The organism is Pseudomonas sp. S34, from assembly GCF_009866745.1.
Taxonomy (GTDB): Bacteria; Pseudomonadota; Gammaproteobacteria; order Pseudomonadales; family Pseudomonadaceae; genus Aquipseudomonas; species Aquipseudomonas jessenii.
In genome coordinates this window covers 4,992,242-5,006,004 of record NZ_CP019398.1, presented here as the reverse complement: position 1 = coordinate 5,006,004, position 13,763 = coordinate 4,992,242, and the positions used below count along the sequence as shown (strand labels likewise).

The following is a 13,763-nucleotide window of genomic DNA, read 5'->3' as shown; positions in this document are numbered from 1 at the left end:
ATCCTGCATGAAGCATCCAGTTCAGGGGCGCAAATCCGCAACGACACTCGGGAGCTTCGCTCACGAAAACCAGCGTGAATCCAGAACAGAGAAAAAATTTGGCTGATGCTACGCGCGGTGTGTTTTCAGGTTCAGGTGTCGGCACAAAAGGTTAACTGGTTTCCGAATACCGCTTCTATTGGTCAGTTTAGAAGGATTATGTTTGGAGATTGTGAAATGGATTCTTTCAGGGACAAAAGCGCCGCAAAGCAAGCCATACCCACCAGTTCAAATAAGCCGCGCTCGACCAAATGGCACCGCATGTACTTTTTTCTTGCGGGATTCGACGTGCTGGTTGTTGTGCTGAGCGTGCTATTGAACCACCTGATCGTCGATACCTATCACCGCTCCATCAAGGCAAACCAGTCGTGGGTCCAACAGCTGTCGAGCTATTCAACGCTGGGCAGCCTGGCTTCCACAGTCAATGCGCCGGGCAATAATGTGTTCGATACACATAATGTTGAAGCCGAATCGCGGAACATGAATGAAGCCTTGCGCGCCTTCAACGAGCATTTGGCAATGGCCAAAAAACAGTTGGAAGTACGGATCGCCAATGAGGCTGAACACAGTGCAGATATACAGGCCTTTACCCTTGCATTGAAGGATGAGGTGGGCGCAGTTGATGCCGCGATGGTCGAAATGGTGAACGAGGCCTTGTTGATCTTTTCCTACTTCAGGGAGGGTCAGTCGGATAATGCCGGCAAACGCATGGCAACGATGGACAGGAAGTTTGCCCTGTTGCTCGCCTCACTCAGTACCGTGCGGGACCGCGTTGGCCTGATTCAAAGCAAGCTCCTGGAGGAGGAGCTTGAGTCGGTCGAAGAACTGCGCCGGGTCGAATACGCGATCATGGTGTTCGTGCTACTGATGGTCAGTGCGGCCGTTATCTACGGGGGCAAGATCAGGCGCGAAATGGAGTCGCAAGCAGCCGAAAGGGAAGGTTATCTGGCAGTGCTGCGCGAAAGCGAGAAGCAGGCCCGCCAGCAAGCATCGCTGCTGGACAAGGCCCAGGACGCCATTGTCGTTCACGGGATGGATAACCGCATCCTGTACTGGAACAAAAGTGCCGAGCGTCTCTACGGTCTGTCAAAGGAAGAGGCACTCGGCAAATCGGCACAGGAGTTGATCTACCAGGGTTGCGCCGCTTTCAATGCGGCCACTGACAGCCTGATAGAAACGGGTGACCGGGCGGACGAAGTTACACTTCGACGCCGGGATGGCTGCACCATCACGCTCGAAAGTCATCGAACCCTGGTGCGAGACGATGATGGCGAGCCGCAATCCGTTCTGTCGATCAATACTGACATCACCCACCGTAAGACCGCTGAGCAAGAGGTCCAGCGTTTGGCCTTCTACGATCAGTTGACCGGGCTGGCCAACAGGCGGCTCATGTTGGACCGGTTACAGCATCTGCTGGCGGGCAGCGCCCGTAGCCTGCATACGAGCGGGATAATTCTCATTGACCTGGATAACTTCAAGGCACTGAACGACACGCTGGGGCATGACAGAGGCGACATGTTGCTGCAGCAAGTCGCTCTGCGCCTTTGCGGCTGCATACGCGAGAGCGACACCGTGGCTCGCCTGGGCGGAGACGAATTCGTTGTCTTGCTGGATGGCCTTAATGAGAATCCTCCAGAAGCAGCTATCCAGGCCAAGGCTATTGGCGAAAAGATTCTCAACTCTCTGAACATTTCCTACCAGTTGGATGGATATGAGCACCACAGCACCCCCAGCCTCGGCATTGCGCTGTTCCAGGGGCAACTGAGCACAGCGGACGATATTCTGAAGCGCGCTGACCTGGCGATGTATCGCGCCAAGGCGGCGGGCCGCAATACCATGCGCTTCTTCGATCCGGAAATGCAGGCGGTTGCCACGGCACGCGCCAGACTGGAAGTAGACTTGCGCCAAGGCTTGCAGGACAACGAATTCCTTCTTCATTACCAGCCGCAGGTGAATAGTGAGGGCCGTATCATTGGCGCAGAGGCACTGATGAGATGGCAGAACCCTGAGCGCGGAGTCGTGTTTCCAGGCGAGTTCATTCCATTGGCAGAGGAAACGGGGTTGATTCTGCCATTAGGCCGTTGGGCGCTGCAGGCAGCCTGCACTCAGCTGGTTGCCTGGGCAAAACGTTCGGAAACCGCCCGACTGGGTATGGCTGTGAATGTCAGCGCCCGCCAGTTTCACCATCCGGACTTCGTCGAGGAGGTACTGCATGTACTGAGATACACGGGGGCCGATCCGAAGAAATTGAAACTGGAACTGACCGAAGGCCTGCTGATAGAGGATATGGAAGGTACTGTCGCCAAAATGATCGAGTTGAAAGAGATCGGCATAGGCCTTTCGCTGGATGATTTCGGAACCGGCTACTCGTCACTGTCATACCTGAAGAGCCTTCCGCTGGATCAACTCAAGATCGACCAGTCCTTCATCAGAGATGTGCTGGTTGATCCCAACGACGCCGCCATCGCCTGCGCGATTGTGAGCCTGAGCCAGATATTGGGGCTTTCGGTGATTGCAGAAGGTGTAGAGACAGAAGCTCAGCGCATCTTTCTGGTCAAGCATGGCTGCCAGACCTACCAGGGCTTCCTGTTTTCCCCGCCACTGCCAGCCGAACAATTTGAGGAATATGTTCACGAAAGATTAATGGCGAGTACTGATTTCACACGGACCAAGACTAAATCGCCATAACTTCGTAGGTGCCTGGGGACGTCCGCTGTCGGCTGTGGATTGAACCCAATGCGGACGATGAGAGGTCGACTCAAATGTGGCTCGCACCCGCAACTGCCGGAGGTAGCCTCGAACAGCTCGTAAGGGGCTGTCTTCTAATCCAATGGTAATCCAACACTTGTCAGGTGCCAGATCATAAGGCGTTCCTCAAGGTTTGCAGGTGGGCGACCTGGCGGCTGAATTCAACGCTGGAAAGCCGTTGTTTCGGCCGCGGGCTCATGGCCTGGCTGATGGCGCGTGTGGGTTGGCCGGTCAGGCGCGCGAGCACCAGCCATTGTTCGGCAACACCGAGCTGTTCAAAACCGGGGTGACGACGCCGTACACGCCGCAGGATGTCTTGCTGCAGGGCTTGCAGCAGGCCGGCCTGACCGTTGCGGCGCAACAGGAAGTCGGCACTGGCGCGCAGGTGCTCCTGCAATTGCCGGCGTGCTTTCGGAGCCGCTTCCAGCAGCGGTCCCTGACGCACGCCAAAGTGCCAGAAACCCAGGCCGATCAAGGCGAGCAACGCGACCAGCGCCTGGGGGAAGTAACGCAGTAGTAACGTCAGCAGGCTGTCGTGATCGGTGTTGAAGATCAGCGTCACGCGGGTGTCGGCGGTCAGGTACCAGAGCAGCCAGGCGTTGTCGTACCGGTCGATGGCCGGGGTTTTCCACAGGTCGGCATCGGTGACCACGATGATCGAACCGAGCCCGTGGTCGAGTTGCATCATGTGCGTGGCCCTGGCGCTGTTGGCCCAGGCCAGGGCGAGGTTTTTCGGGTCTTCGAGATGGAACGCGGTATCGAAACCGGCATAGGCCGGGGCGTCTTCGTCTTCCAGATAGAGCTTGGTCAGTTGCGGGTACGGATCGTCACCGACATCCGGCGGTGGGTCCTTGAGGTCTTTGCTCAAGGACTGGTGCAGTTGCACCCGGTCGAGCAGCAGGTCATTGCTATGGCCGAGTTTTTCATCCCACAGCGACTCGGCGACGAACAGAAGCCGCCCGCCGGCCCGGGTCCAGTTCATCACCTGGTCGATCTGCCGTGGGGTCATGTTGTAGCGTTCCCCGAGCAACAGCAGGCTGTGTTGATGCGGGTCGAGGCTGGGCAGGATATCGAGGCCGTTGGCGTGGCCGACCTTCAGGCCTTGCTTGCGCAGGAACAACTCGGCCGCCAGATAAGGGTTGGCATTGGCTTCGGGGGAGGGGCCGTGATCGATTTCGGTCTGGTAGGGAGTCGCCTTGAGGTACAGATAAACACTCAACGCAGCCAGCAACACGGCCATCAACGCACCGGCTATCGAACCCCGGCGCCGACTCAACGGACAGCCTCCGGACCGAACAGAACACGCCAGCCGTTACATAGTTCCTGTTGCACTTGAGCGGGCGGCAGGCGATGCCCGTAGGCCATGTTTTGCCAGTGCCCGGTCAGGTTTTGGCTGTAGGCCAGCAAGGCCGGCTGCTGCAGTAGCTCGACACGCCGAAGCACCTGGCCTTCTGTGTCGGCGGCCTTGAGCGCGATATTGAAGTCGTGCAACAGGCGGCTGAGCAGGGCGCGATAGAGCAAGCCAAGCGCTTCGCGTGGGTGGGCTTGCCAGAGGCTTTCGGCGTGGGCGGCGATGTCGGCGGGCAGGGATTCGGGCTTGAGGTCCAGGCCGAACGCCTGCTGCGGTAACGGTCGCGTGGCTTTGACATTGAGGGGCGGTCGTCGGCTGACGAACGCCTGCAGCCAGTCGCGATAGCGCCAGATCAACAGGCCGACGGCACCAATGACGATGCCCCACAGTACGATTTCGATCAGTGTCGCCAATGCCCCGAAGCGTCGCCCCTCGAACAGCTTCAACAGCGCCTTCAACCAATGTGGTGTCTTGCCGTCGTCCAAAGCTTCAGCATTCGGTTGCTCTTCGCCAAAGCGGTAGCGCGTGACCGATTCCCGGTTCTTGAAGGGCGTCTGTTCGAGGATCGCCTTGATGCTGTCCCTGGAGGCCTGGCTGGTCAGGGGCTGGTCCAGCAGGCGCGGGCTGTCGGGTGAGAGGGCCGGTTCTGTGGCCCATGCGTTGTGGGTGGCTGGCATCAGCATAATCACGGCCATCAACAGGACAGCGCCTGCACTGACCAGACGTTGGCGCATCCGGCGAAACACCAGTTCGATATCCCAGGCCTCCAGCATGGTGCGCCGGTTCAGGTACAGACTGAAACCGCAGGCGACATAGATCGGTTCCCAGACCACCAGCACCAGTGCATAAAAGGCGTTGGTCAGGTGTTCCAGCCAACGCCAGTCCTGGGTGGCCGCCGAGATCAGCGACTGCCAGCTCCAGTCGAGCGCGACCTGTTGTGGCAGCAGCAGATAGAACAACACCATCAAGCCGACCCACAATGCGCCTTCCAGGTGCGCGCCGATGATCGTCAGCCAGCGTGCGGCGCTGGCGTCTCGCTGCAACAGCACCTGTAGGCGTTGTTGCCGTTGCTGCCCGCCCAGTCCTTCGAGTTGCACCACCGGCATCACGAAACTGCGGGGCAAACTCAGGCGTCGCCAGGTCAGGCTGGCCAGCAATTGCGGCTTGAGCAGACGTGGCCATTGGCGCAGGGCCTGTTTGAGCGTGGGCGTTTCACCGAACATGGCTTTGGACAGGATGTATAGGGGAAGGCGTTCGAACGCCGGCTTCAGCCACCAGAAAATGAACACGGCGAGATCGGGCGAATCCCAGAGCCCCCAACTGAGCAGCGCGAAAACCGGCAAGGTGACCAAGGCCCAACTGGTCATCAACAGGCGTCGGTGGCGTTGACTCAGCAGCACCCCCAGGTCCATGGCTTCCCAGGTCGAGCGCGGGCGAATCACCACCGTGGCGTCACTCAGGCGCATGGCGCTGACGTCCGGCAAACACGAGATAAACCACCACCAACAGCCAGAGCGCCGCGCCAACCAGATATTTGGTCTGGTGCGAAGGGCCGGTCATTGACGACCAATAGGCTTCGATAAACGCAGCGATCAACAGAAACAGCATGACCCCGCAGATCAGCAGCACGCTCTTGCGCGCAGCCAATCGCAAGGCCTCGGCCCGTGGCAGGCGCCCCGGGGCGACCAAGGCCCAGCCCAGCTTCAGACCGGCGGCACCGGCCAGGGCGATGGCGCTGAGTTCGAAAGCGCCATGGCCGATCACGAATGACCAAAAGGTTTGTCCGTAGCCGACGTAGGTCAGGTGCCCGGCCACCGCACCGATCATCAGGCCGTTGAAAATCAGGAAAAACACGCTGCCCAGACCGAACAGCAAACCACTGGCGAAGGTCTGAAAGGCAATGCCGATGTTGTGCATGATGTAGTAGCCGAACATCGCCCAGTCCTCACTGGCGGCTCGTTCCGCCGTGCGCCCGAGGTGACCGGCAACGGGGTCGTACATGCTTTGCATTTCGCTGACCTGCTCGACGGGGATCAGGTTGTAGACCAGCTCCGGATACAGGTACACCAGCAGCGCGAAACCGGCCAGGCTGCCAAAAAACATCAGGCTGGCGGCGAGGACAAAACGCCACTGTTCGCGCACCAGTCGCGGAAAGTCGGCCAGGATGAACGCCAGCACATTGGCCCCCAAATGGCTGCGATGACGGTAAAGCTGTTGGTGTCCGCGCAGCACCTGTTGCTGCAAGGAGTCGATCAGAAAACTGCTGTAGCCACGCTCCCGTGCCAGTGCCAGGTGTTGGCAGAGGCGTCGGTAGTCCTTCGGGAAACTGCCGGCGTCGGTAGCCTTGCCGTCCCGCTCCAACTGCTCGAGCAGATGGGCGAAATGATCCCATTCGGCCTTGTGCCGACTTTCAAAAAGGCTTTGCTTCATGTCGGCCCCAACAACCCGCGGGCGATGCCGTTGAGCTCGGTCACTGCCTGCGGGGGTTCGACTTGCAAGGGGTGGGCGAGAATCGAAGCCAGTTCATTGACCCGCGCTTCGGAGAGTTCACCCTGGCGCTCGGCAAACCCGAGGATGGCCCGTTGCTCGGTGAGTGTCAGGACAAAGGCCGGGCGGCGGGGCCGGGCTTCGGGGAGCTGGGGGCGGGTGTGCGGTCGTTCGCGGTAGATCACCAGGGTCCCGGCGGCGATATCGCCGAGGCGCTTGAAGTGGGGATGTTGCAGGCAACTGATGGCCCCGAGGAAGTAACCGAACGGCAGCAGGTCGACAACCCGCAGCAGGTTGCGCAACAGCGACGCCGACCAGCCGATCGGGGTGCCATCGTCGTGCACCACCTGCAAGCCCATCCATTGCTTGCCCGGCGAGCGACCGTGGTTCAGCACCTCGAACAGCACCATGTACCACCAGCTCACCACGAACAGCAGGATCGAGCCGAGCCCGGCTCCCAGTTTGCCGAGCATCGCCAGCACAATGAACAGCACGCCCAGGACCAGGCCGCGTAAACCAAGATCAATGGAGAATGCCAGCGCACGGACCATCAACCCGGCCGGGCGCAGTGGCAGGTCGACGCCCTCCGGCGTTTCGACCTGGTACCGCGTATCCAGCGGAGGTGACAGCGGCGCATTCCGTGGCTGTGCTGTGGTCTCGAGCATGGGCAACCTGATGATGTGGCCTTATTCGGGATTGTGTATCCATTCGATGCTAGCAGCCTAATCGAGGGGCGGGGGCGGGGGGGAACGACATAACTATGTATTGCATGGTAAGTCGCGCAAGGTGCTTGAATGACAAGACTACTGGCCGGGGCGGGCGGTGAACGCCTAGACTTTGCCGATCTTCAGTTCAGGAATCGCCCGTGACCTCCATTTTCTGGTACGACTACGAAACCACTGGCATCAATCCCCGTAGTGACCGTCCGTTGCAAATGGCCGGCCTGCGCACCGACTTCGATCTCAATGAAATCGACGAGCCGGTCAATCTTTACTGCCAGCCCAGTGAGGACATCCTGCCGCATCCTGCCGCCTGCGCGATCACGGGAATCACCCCCGGGCAACTGCAAGAGCACGGCTTGAGCGAAGCCGATTTCATGACCCGGGTGCATGCCCAACTCGCGGCGCCCGGTACCTGTGGTGCGGGGTATAACACCTTGCGTTTCGATGACGAGATGACCCGCTACAGCCTGTACCGAAACTTTTTCGACCCCTATGCGCGGGAGTGGCAGGGCGGCAATAGCCGCTGGGACCTGATCGATGTGGTGCGTGCCGCCTATGCCTTGCGTCCCGATGGCCTGGTCTGGCCGACCGATGACGAGGGGCGGGTCACGCTCAAGCTCGAACGCCTCAGCGCTGCCAATGGCATCGATCATGGCAATGCCCACGAAGCACTGTCGGACGTTCGCGCGACGATCGCCCTGGCGCGCCTGATACGGGAAAAACAGCCAAAGCTGTACGCCTGGCTGTTTCAACTGCGCAGCAAGCAAAAAGTCATGGAGCAGATACGCCTGCTGCAACCGCTGGTGCATGTTTCCGGACGTTTTTCGGCCGCGCGCAACTATGTGGGGGTGGTGTTGCCGCTGGCCTGGCACCCGCGCAACAAGAACGCCCTGATTGTCTGTGACCTGCACCTCGATCCCCAGGGCCTGCTCGACCTGGATGCCGAAAGTTTGCGCCAGCGCTTGTATACCCGCCGCGACGAACTGGCCGAAGGCGAGTTGCCGGTGCCGTTGAAGCTGATTCACATCAACAAGTGTCCGGTGGTGGCACCGTTGTCGGTACTTCGCCAGGAAGATCAGCAGCGTTTGGGGCTGGATATGGCGCTGTATCAGCAGAGGGTGTCGCAGCTCAATGGCGCCCGGAAAGTTTGGCTGGATAAAATCCTGGCGATTTATGCCCGCGAAGACTTTTCCCAGAGCCAGGATCCGGAGCAACAGTTATACGATGGATTTATCGGTGATCGGGATCGGCGATTGTGTGAACAAGTCAGGGCCGTTGACCCGATGCAATTGGCACAAGAACAGTGGCCTTTCGATGACGAACGTTTGCCTGAATTGCTGTTTCGATATCGCGCACGCAACTTTCCCGACACGTTGAATCCCGAAGAGCAAGAACGCTGGCGAATATTCTGTCAGAAACGTTTGTCAGACCCTGAATGGGGGGCGCCAAATACCCTTGAAAGTTTTGTAGAAGCCGCGGCCCAATTGAGCGTTAGTGCTACTGCGTTTCAGCAGGGGGTGCTCGGTGAGTGGCAGGATTATGTCCAGGGACTGCGCCAGCGTTTGAGTCTTTGAAATCGAACATGCCAGGGCTTAAACGCCGAGCATAAAAAAACGCCAGCATTTGCTGGCGTTATTTTTTGTCACGGATCCATCTGCGACAAGCTCTGAGGCTTAGCCCAGCAGGGTTGCCCAGCCTTCCACCACGTCACCGCCCCACTTGGCTTTCCACTCTTTCAGAGTCTTGTGGTTGCCACCCTTGGTTTCGATGACTTCACCGTTGTGCGGGTTTTTGTATTGTTTAACTTTGCGAGCACGCTTGGTGCCGGTAGTTTTCACTGCACCGCCGCGTGGTGCCTTGGTTTTGGATTCTGGATCCAGCAGCGCGATGATGTCGCGCAGGGACTTGGAGTATTCACCCATCAGGGTGCGCAGTTTGCCTTCGAATTCCAGCTCGGTTTGCAGTTTGTCGTCTTGGGACAGGTTCTTCAAACGGGCTTGCAGCTCTTTGATAGCTTCTTCGGTGGCGCGATATTCGTTGATCAAGGACATGTGGACTACCTTATGTTGTGCGCTGGATGGCAGATGACAGTGCGGCAATAATAGTCACGGTGTTTCATCAAGTAAACATTTAAGGCAAGTTTATTTAATTTAATTGCCGGGGTTTTTGCGCGCATTGGTAGTGCGATTATTAGTGTGGTCCCGGTCTGTCAGATATACATAAATTAACAATTGGCCGGCACCGCAAGAGCATCTGTGCAAGCAGGCGCTGCTGGTGTCCACCCTGTCGCACTGACCTTCCGGCAGGGCGAAACGTCAACAATACTGCAGTTTTGTTGCGCAATCGCTAGAATGGCGGCCTTTGCGAAGTTCTGGAGTTCCCCCCTCATGCGCACTTTTCGTCTGGTGATTTCTTGCCCGGACCGTGTTGGCATCGTTGCCAAAGTCAGTAACTTTCTGGCATCACACAACGGCTGGATCACTGAAGCGAGCCATCACTCGGACAATCTCAGTGGCTGGTTCTTCATGCGTCACGAAATCCGTGCCGACTCCCTGCCATTTGGTATCGAAGCGTTTCGTGAAGCCTTTGCCCCGATCGCCGAAGAGTTCTCGATGGACTGGCGCATCACCGATACCGAGCAAAAGAAGCGCGTGGTCCTGATGGCCAGCCGCGAGTCGCACTGCCTGGCCGACTTGCTGCACCGCTGGCACAGCGATGAACTGGACTGTGAAATTTCCTGTGTGATTTCCAACCATGATGACTTGCGCAGCATGGTGGAGTGGCACGGTATCCCGTACTACCACGTCCCGGTCAATCCACAGGACAAGCAGCCAGCCTTCACCGAGGTTTCGCGCCTGGTCAAGCAACACGATGCCGAAGTGGTGGTACTTGCCCGCTACATGCAGATCCTGCCGCCTGAGTTGTGCAGCGAATACGCGCACAAGGTCATCAACATCCACCACAGCTTCCTGCCGTCATTCGTCGGTGCCAAGCCGTACCACCAGGCCTCCCTGCGTGGCGTGAAGCTGATCGGCGCGACTTGTCACTATGTGACCGAAGAGCTGGATGCCGGCCCGATCATCGAGCAGGACGTGGTGCGCGTCAACCACAGCGACAGCATCGAAGACATGGTGCGTTTCGGCCGCGATGTCGAGAAAATGGTGCTGGCCCGTGGCTTGCGTTATCACCTGGAAGACCGCGTGCTGGTGCACGGCAACAAGACCGTCGTCTTCTGACAGACGTACGTCACCGTTGAAATTCGAAGGGCCTGGGCGTTCAATCGCTTCAGGCCCTTCGCCGTTTTTGCACCGAGGACATGACCATGGCCGATCCACTGGACAAAGCCACTTCCAAGGCTCCCGCCACGCTGGGCGAGGGTTGCCTGAGCCGCTACGACCCGGATGACATGGGGCCTGAAACCGGTACGGAGTTTCCCGACGCCGCGCAGTTGTGGGAACAGTTGCAGCAAGAGCCCGAGGACAAACCTAAGCCTGCCTGAGTTTCATCAACTTCTTCAGCAGCGGCCGACCCAGCATCAGCAGAAACACCGGCCCACCAACCAGTAAATAGAAGTAATAGGTTACCGCCCGCCAAATCAGAATCGCCGCGGCTGCCGTGGACTTCCCGACCATGGGCGCCAGCAGCGCGGCGGACGTCAGCTCAGCCGCCCCGGCTCCGCCCGGCAGCAGGCTGAATTGCCCGGCGCTCAGTGCCAGCATCTGGATCAGAAAACTCCAGGCCCACTGCAAATCCGCGCCGAGCCCGCGCAACGCCAGGTACAGCACGCTGTAGCGCAGGCCCCAATGTACACAGGTCAGGGCGAATACCTTGATCAAGGTCTGCACGGGCAACTTCAACGTGTCGGTAAACGCCGCCAGAAACTGCAGGAGTTTGCGCGCCCAGCGCATTCGAGTGGCCGCTTTGACATTGAGTCGGGCGAGCCAGCGACCACTCAGGCGAATCAATAATCGGTGATAGCGCGCCACCATGACGCAACTGACCAGGCCGCCGAACAGCGAAACGGCGCTGACCATCAGCATCCATTCCATACGCTGGCTGAGGTGCTGGAACAGGGCGTAAATCAGAATCCCGCTCAAGGCACAGAGAAAAAACAGCAAGTCGCTCAGTTGATCCATGGCAAACACCGCACTGCCCCTGGCTGGACGCACACCGTGACGCGCCAGCAAAGCCATGATCGTCAGAGGCCCGCCACTACCGCCGGGCGTGGCGCAGTAGGCGAATTCGGCGGCCATCACCATGCCGAGGCTCCTGAGCCGGCCGACCTTGTCGCATTGATCCCCCAGCAATAGGCGCAAACGCAGGGTGTTCACCCCCCAGCACAACAGGATCATGCCGAACATGACCAGCAACCACGGCAGCGGAAAGGCGGTCAGCCGAGACCAGATTTCGCTGCCGCCCAACAGTAATGGAATCAGCACTGCCGCGAGCAGACCGACGAGCAACAGCAGTGCGCGACTCATGCGGCACGGACCAGTCGGTCGTTTTGCATCGCCAGCCAGTGGGCCTTGGTCATTGGCACCCGTCCGTTGTCGAGCAGGCGCTCAAGGGTTTTTAGCCAGTATCGGCGCGAGAACTCATGGCGCATGTCCACCGGGTGCAGGCCCAGGCGAATCACCGGAGCGTGCTGCCAGCGCTGTTCACGCCGGTCGCAGACGAGCTTCGACACACCCCGGCGCCAGGCGCTGCGCGCACTCCAGACCAGCCCCGGCGCCTGGAGCGCGGTGAAATCCGGTAGCCGGTATAAATGTTGCGAGTCGCTGGTGTAACTCAGCGGCAATTGGCGCAATGCCTGGCGAGTGCCTTGGCTCATCAGCCAGGCCGGGGCGACGAACCCTTCCAGCGGCCAGTCATGGCGGTGGAACATCTCGATGCCCGAACGCAGGCGGGCGAGGGCGTCTTCCTGCGACAAACGATAAAACTCGCCTTCGTGGGTGTAGACCCGACGCATGAACCAGTCGCGGGGATTGCGGGTCATCGGCCCCTCGTCGCAATGGAAATAGCCATGCAGTGCCAGTTCGTCGCCCCGGGCGACCCTGGCACTGAGCTGGCGGCAAAATTGCGGATGGGCGTCCAGATTGTTGTGTTTGTGCAAATCCGGCACCACCAGCCAGGTGATCGGCACGCCACCCAAAGCGTCGACGGCTTTGACGAACGGCTGGTAATCGGCCCAGGTGGGCGGCGCCACGTCGTGCAGTACCAGCAGTAAAGCGGGACTGTTCATGGGCTCAACCATTGGCTGTCAGCGGCCATTGGCTGCCGAGCACGGCGTGGTAGTGGCGCAGCAAACTGGTGACCACCGTGTCCCAGGCATAATGTCGTTCGGCATGTAATCGCGCCTGTCGGCCCAGCGCTACGCTGCCCGAGCCGAACAGTTCTCGAACCGCGGTGGCCATCGCGGCGGGATTGTTCGGCGCACAGAGCAGGCCGCAGTCCTCGGTGACGATTTCTTCGAAAGCCCCGGCCGCCACGGCTACCACCGGAATACCGCTGGCCATGGCTTCGAGTATCACCAGGCCGAAGGTTTCCTGATCGCCAGCGTGGAGCAAGGCGTCGGCGCTGGCCATCAGGCGAGCCACCTGCGCCGCCGGGCAGAACTCGTCGATCACCGTCACGTTGGAGGGCACGGCCGTGGGCATCGACGACCCAACCAGCAGCAGGTGATAGCGTCGGCCCAGGCGTTTCATGCAGTCGAGCAGCACCGGCAGGTTTTTTTCCTTGGAACCGCGCCCGGCAAAGATCAAGAGGTGGGTGTTTTCATCCAGACCCAGTTCGGCCCGCAGCCCGGAATCTCTGGCATCGGGATTGAAGGTTTGCAGGTCGACGCCGAGCGGCTGCACGAAGACATTCCTGACCCCAAGCCCGGTGAGTTTGTCGGCCATGACCCGGCTGGGCGCCAGGACCCGGTCGAAGTTGCCGTAGAGCTTGCTGACATAGGCCTCGACGTTGTTGGTCACCCAGTTGCCCATGCGGTTGCTGACCAGCAGGGGCAGGTCCGAGTGATAAAAACCGATGATCGGCACATCGAGTTGGCGCCGCGCATCCAGCGCCGCCCAAGCGGTGAGGTAGGGGTCGCCAACTTCGATCAGGTCGGGTTGCAAGTCTTGCAGGACATTGCGCCAGGGCGCCAGACGCAGAGGAAAGCGATAGCCCTTGCCGAAGGGCAGGGCAGGGGCGGGAACTGTGAAGATGCCATCCTGCTCTCCAAAGGACGATCCGGGGATCAGCAAACTGTGGCGAATGCCTGGCTTGATGCCCAGGCGACGGTGCTTGGCATCCAGATAAGTGCGCACGCCTCCGCTGGCAGGGGCGTAGAACATGGTGATGTCCGCGATATGCACGATGAACGATCCTCCGGTCCTGTTTCTCCTTTGGTTGACCTATATGAAGGATAGATG

Annotated in this window: 12 protein-coding genes; 4 read left to right on the top strand and 8 right to left on the bottom strand. The window is 59.4% G+C overall.

Annotated elements, in window-relative coordinates; translation table 11 throughout:
• Positions 1 to 216: 216 nt before the first annotated feature.
• Entirely contained in the window at positions 217 to 2,727 is a 2,511-nt protein-coding gene (locus PspS34_RS22305; protein ID WP_150813321.1) for an EAL domain-containing protein, read from the top strand.
• A gap of 172 nt (positions 2,728 to 2,899) precedes the next feature.
• Here PspS34_RS22305 and PspS34_RS22300 read toward each other — a convergent pair whose 3' ends face one another.
• Genes PspS34_RS22300 through PspS34_RS22285 form a run of 4 tightly spaced genes read right to left on the bottom strand, consistent with a single transcriptional unit; the run spans position 2,900 to position 7,290 of the window.
• Complete coding sequence (locus PspS34_RS22300; RefSeq protein ID WP_174245555.1) at positions 2,900 to 4,027, bottom strand: DUF4350 domain-containing protein; 1,128 nt, start codon at positions 4,025 to 4,027, stop codon at positions 2,900 to 2,902.
• 32 nt (positions 4,028 to 4,059) lie between these two features.
• Entirely contained in the window at positions 4,060 to 5,604 is a 1,545-nt protein-coding gene (locus tag PspS34_RS22295; protein WP_154860437.1) for a DUF4129 domain-containing protein, read from the bottom strand.
• Positions 5,591 to 6,568, bottom strand: coding sequence for a stage II sporulation protein M (locus PspS34_RS22290; protein ID WP_154860436.1), 978 nt, complete (start codon positions 6,566 to 6,568; stop codon positions 5,591 to 5,593). Before PspS34_RS22290 ends, PspS34_RS22295 begins: the two co-directional genes overlap by 14 nt.
• Positions 6,565 to 7,290: an RDD family protein gene (locus PspS34_RS22285; RefSeq protein WP_154860435.1), complete on the bottom strand. Its 726-nt coding sequence runs from the start codon at positions 7,288 to 7,290 to the stop codon at positions 6,565 to 6,567. The genes PspS34_RS22290 and PspS34_RS22285 overlap by 4 nt, the downstream gene beginning before the upstream one ends.
• Positions 7,291 to 7,490: 200 nt before the next feature.
• On the opposite strand from PspS34_RS22285, the gene sbcB reads away from it, so the two are divergent.
• A complete protein-coding gene (sbcB, locus tag PspS34_RS22280) occupies positions 7,491 to 8,921 on the top strand; it encodes an exodeoxyribonuclease I (protein WP_159390334.1) in 1,431 nt (476 codons plus the stop codon).
• 99 nt (positions 8,922 to 9,020) lie between these two features.
• Here sbcB and mvaT read toward each other — a convergent pair whose 3' ends face one another.
• Entirely contained in the window at positions 9,021 to 9,398 is a 378-nt protein-coding gene (gene mvaT / locus PspS34_RS22275) for a histone-like nucleoid-structuring protein MvaT (protein ID WP_007933316.1), read from the bottom strand.
• 336 nt (positions 9,399 to 9,734) lie between these two features.
• On the opposite strand from mvaT, the gene purU reads away from it, so the two are divergent.
• Together purU and PspS34_RS28340 are read left to right on the top strand one after the other, a co-directional pair.
• The gene (gene purU / locus PspS34_RS22270; RefSeq protein WP_057713501.1) at positions 9,735 to 10,583 is read left to right on the top strand and encodes a formyltetrahydrofolate deformylase; all 849 of its coding nucleotides are present in this window, start codon (positions 9,735 to 9,737) and stop codon (positions 10,581 to 10,583) included.
• An 86-nt stretch (positions 10,584 to 10,669) separates the two neighbouring features.
• A complete protein-coding gene (locus tag PspS34_RS28340; RefSeq protein ID WP_173677941.1) occupies positions 10,670 to 10,846 on the top strand; it encodes a hypothetical protein in 177 nt (58 codons plus the stop codon).
• Here PspS34_RS28340 and PspS34_RS22265 read toward each other — a convergent pair.
• The 3 genes from PspS34_RS22265 to PspS34_RS22255 are packed head-to-tail and all read right to left on the bottom strand — an operon-like array spanning position 10,833 to position 13,706.
• Positions 10,833 to 11,828, bottom strand: a complete 996-nt coding sequence (locus PspS34_RS22265; protein ID WP_154860433.1) for a lysylphosphatidylglycerol synthase transmembrane domain-containing protein — start codon at positions 11,826 to 11,828, stop codon at positions 10,833 to 10,835. The genes PspS34_RS28340 and PspS34_RS22265 overlap by 14 nt on opposite strands.
• Positions 11,825 to 12,601 carry a polysaccharide deacetylase family protein gene (locus PspS34_RS22260; protein ID WP_154860432.1) on the bottom strand — a complete coding sequence of 259 codons (777 nt, stop codon included), beginning with the start codon at positions 12,599 to 12,601 and terminating at the stop codon, positions 11,825 to 11,827. The genes PspS34_RS22265 and PspS34_RS22260 overlap by 4 nt, the downstream gene beginning before the upstream one ends.
• A complete protein-coding gene (locus tag PspS34_RS22255; RefSeq protein ID WP_154860431.1) occupies positions 12,594 to 13,706 on the bottom strand; it encodes a glycosyltransferase family 1 protein in 1,113 nt (370 codons plus the stop codon). Before PspS34_RS22255 ends, PspS34_RS22260 begins: the two co-directional genes overlap by 8 nt.
• Positions 13,707 to 13,763 lie beyond the last annotated feature (57 nt).

Bases quoted from the DNA above. Each gene is read 5' to 3' on its own strand.
- PspS34_RS22305 (WP_150813321.1), top strand. From the start codon at position 217: ATGGATTCTTTCAGGGACAAAAGCGCCGCAAAGCAAGCCATACCCACC.
- PspS34_RS22300 (WP_174245555.1), bottom strand. From the start codon at position 4,027: ATGGCCGTGTTGCTGGCTGCGTTGAGTGTTTATCTGTACCTCAAGGCG.
- PspS34_RS22295 (WP_154860437.1), bottom strand. From the start codon at position 5,604: ATGCGCCTGAGTGACGCCACGGTGGTGATTCGCCCGCGCTCGACCTGG.
- PspS34_RS22290 (WP_154860436.1), bottom strand. From the start codon at position 6,568: ATGAAGCAAAGCCTTTTTGAAAGTCGGCACAAGGCCGAATGGGATCAT.
- PspS34_RS22285 (WP_154860435.1), bottom strand. From the start codon at position 7,290: ATGCTCGAGACCACAGCACAGCCACGGAATGCGCCGCTGTCACCTCCG.
- mvaT (WP_007933316.1), bottom strand. From the start codon at position 9,398: ATGTCCTTGATCAACGAATATCGCGCCACCGAAGAAGCTATCAAAGAG.
- purU (WP_057713501.1), top strand. From the start codon at position 9,735: ATGCGCACTTTTCGTCTGGTGATTTCTTGCCCGGACCGTGTTGGCATC.
- PspS34_RS28340 (WP_173677941.1), top strand. From the start codon at position 10,670: ATGGCCGATCCACTGGACAAAGCCACTTCCAAGGCTCCCGCCACGCTG.
- PspS34_RS22265 (WP_154860433.1), bottom strand. From the start codon at position 11,828: ATGAGTCGCGCACTGCTGTTGCTCGTCGGTCTGCTCGCGGCAGTGCTG.
- PspS34_RS22260 (WP_154860432.1), bottom strand. From the start codon at position 12,601: ATGGTTGAGCCCATGAACAGTCCCGCTTTACTGCTGGTACTGCACGAC.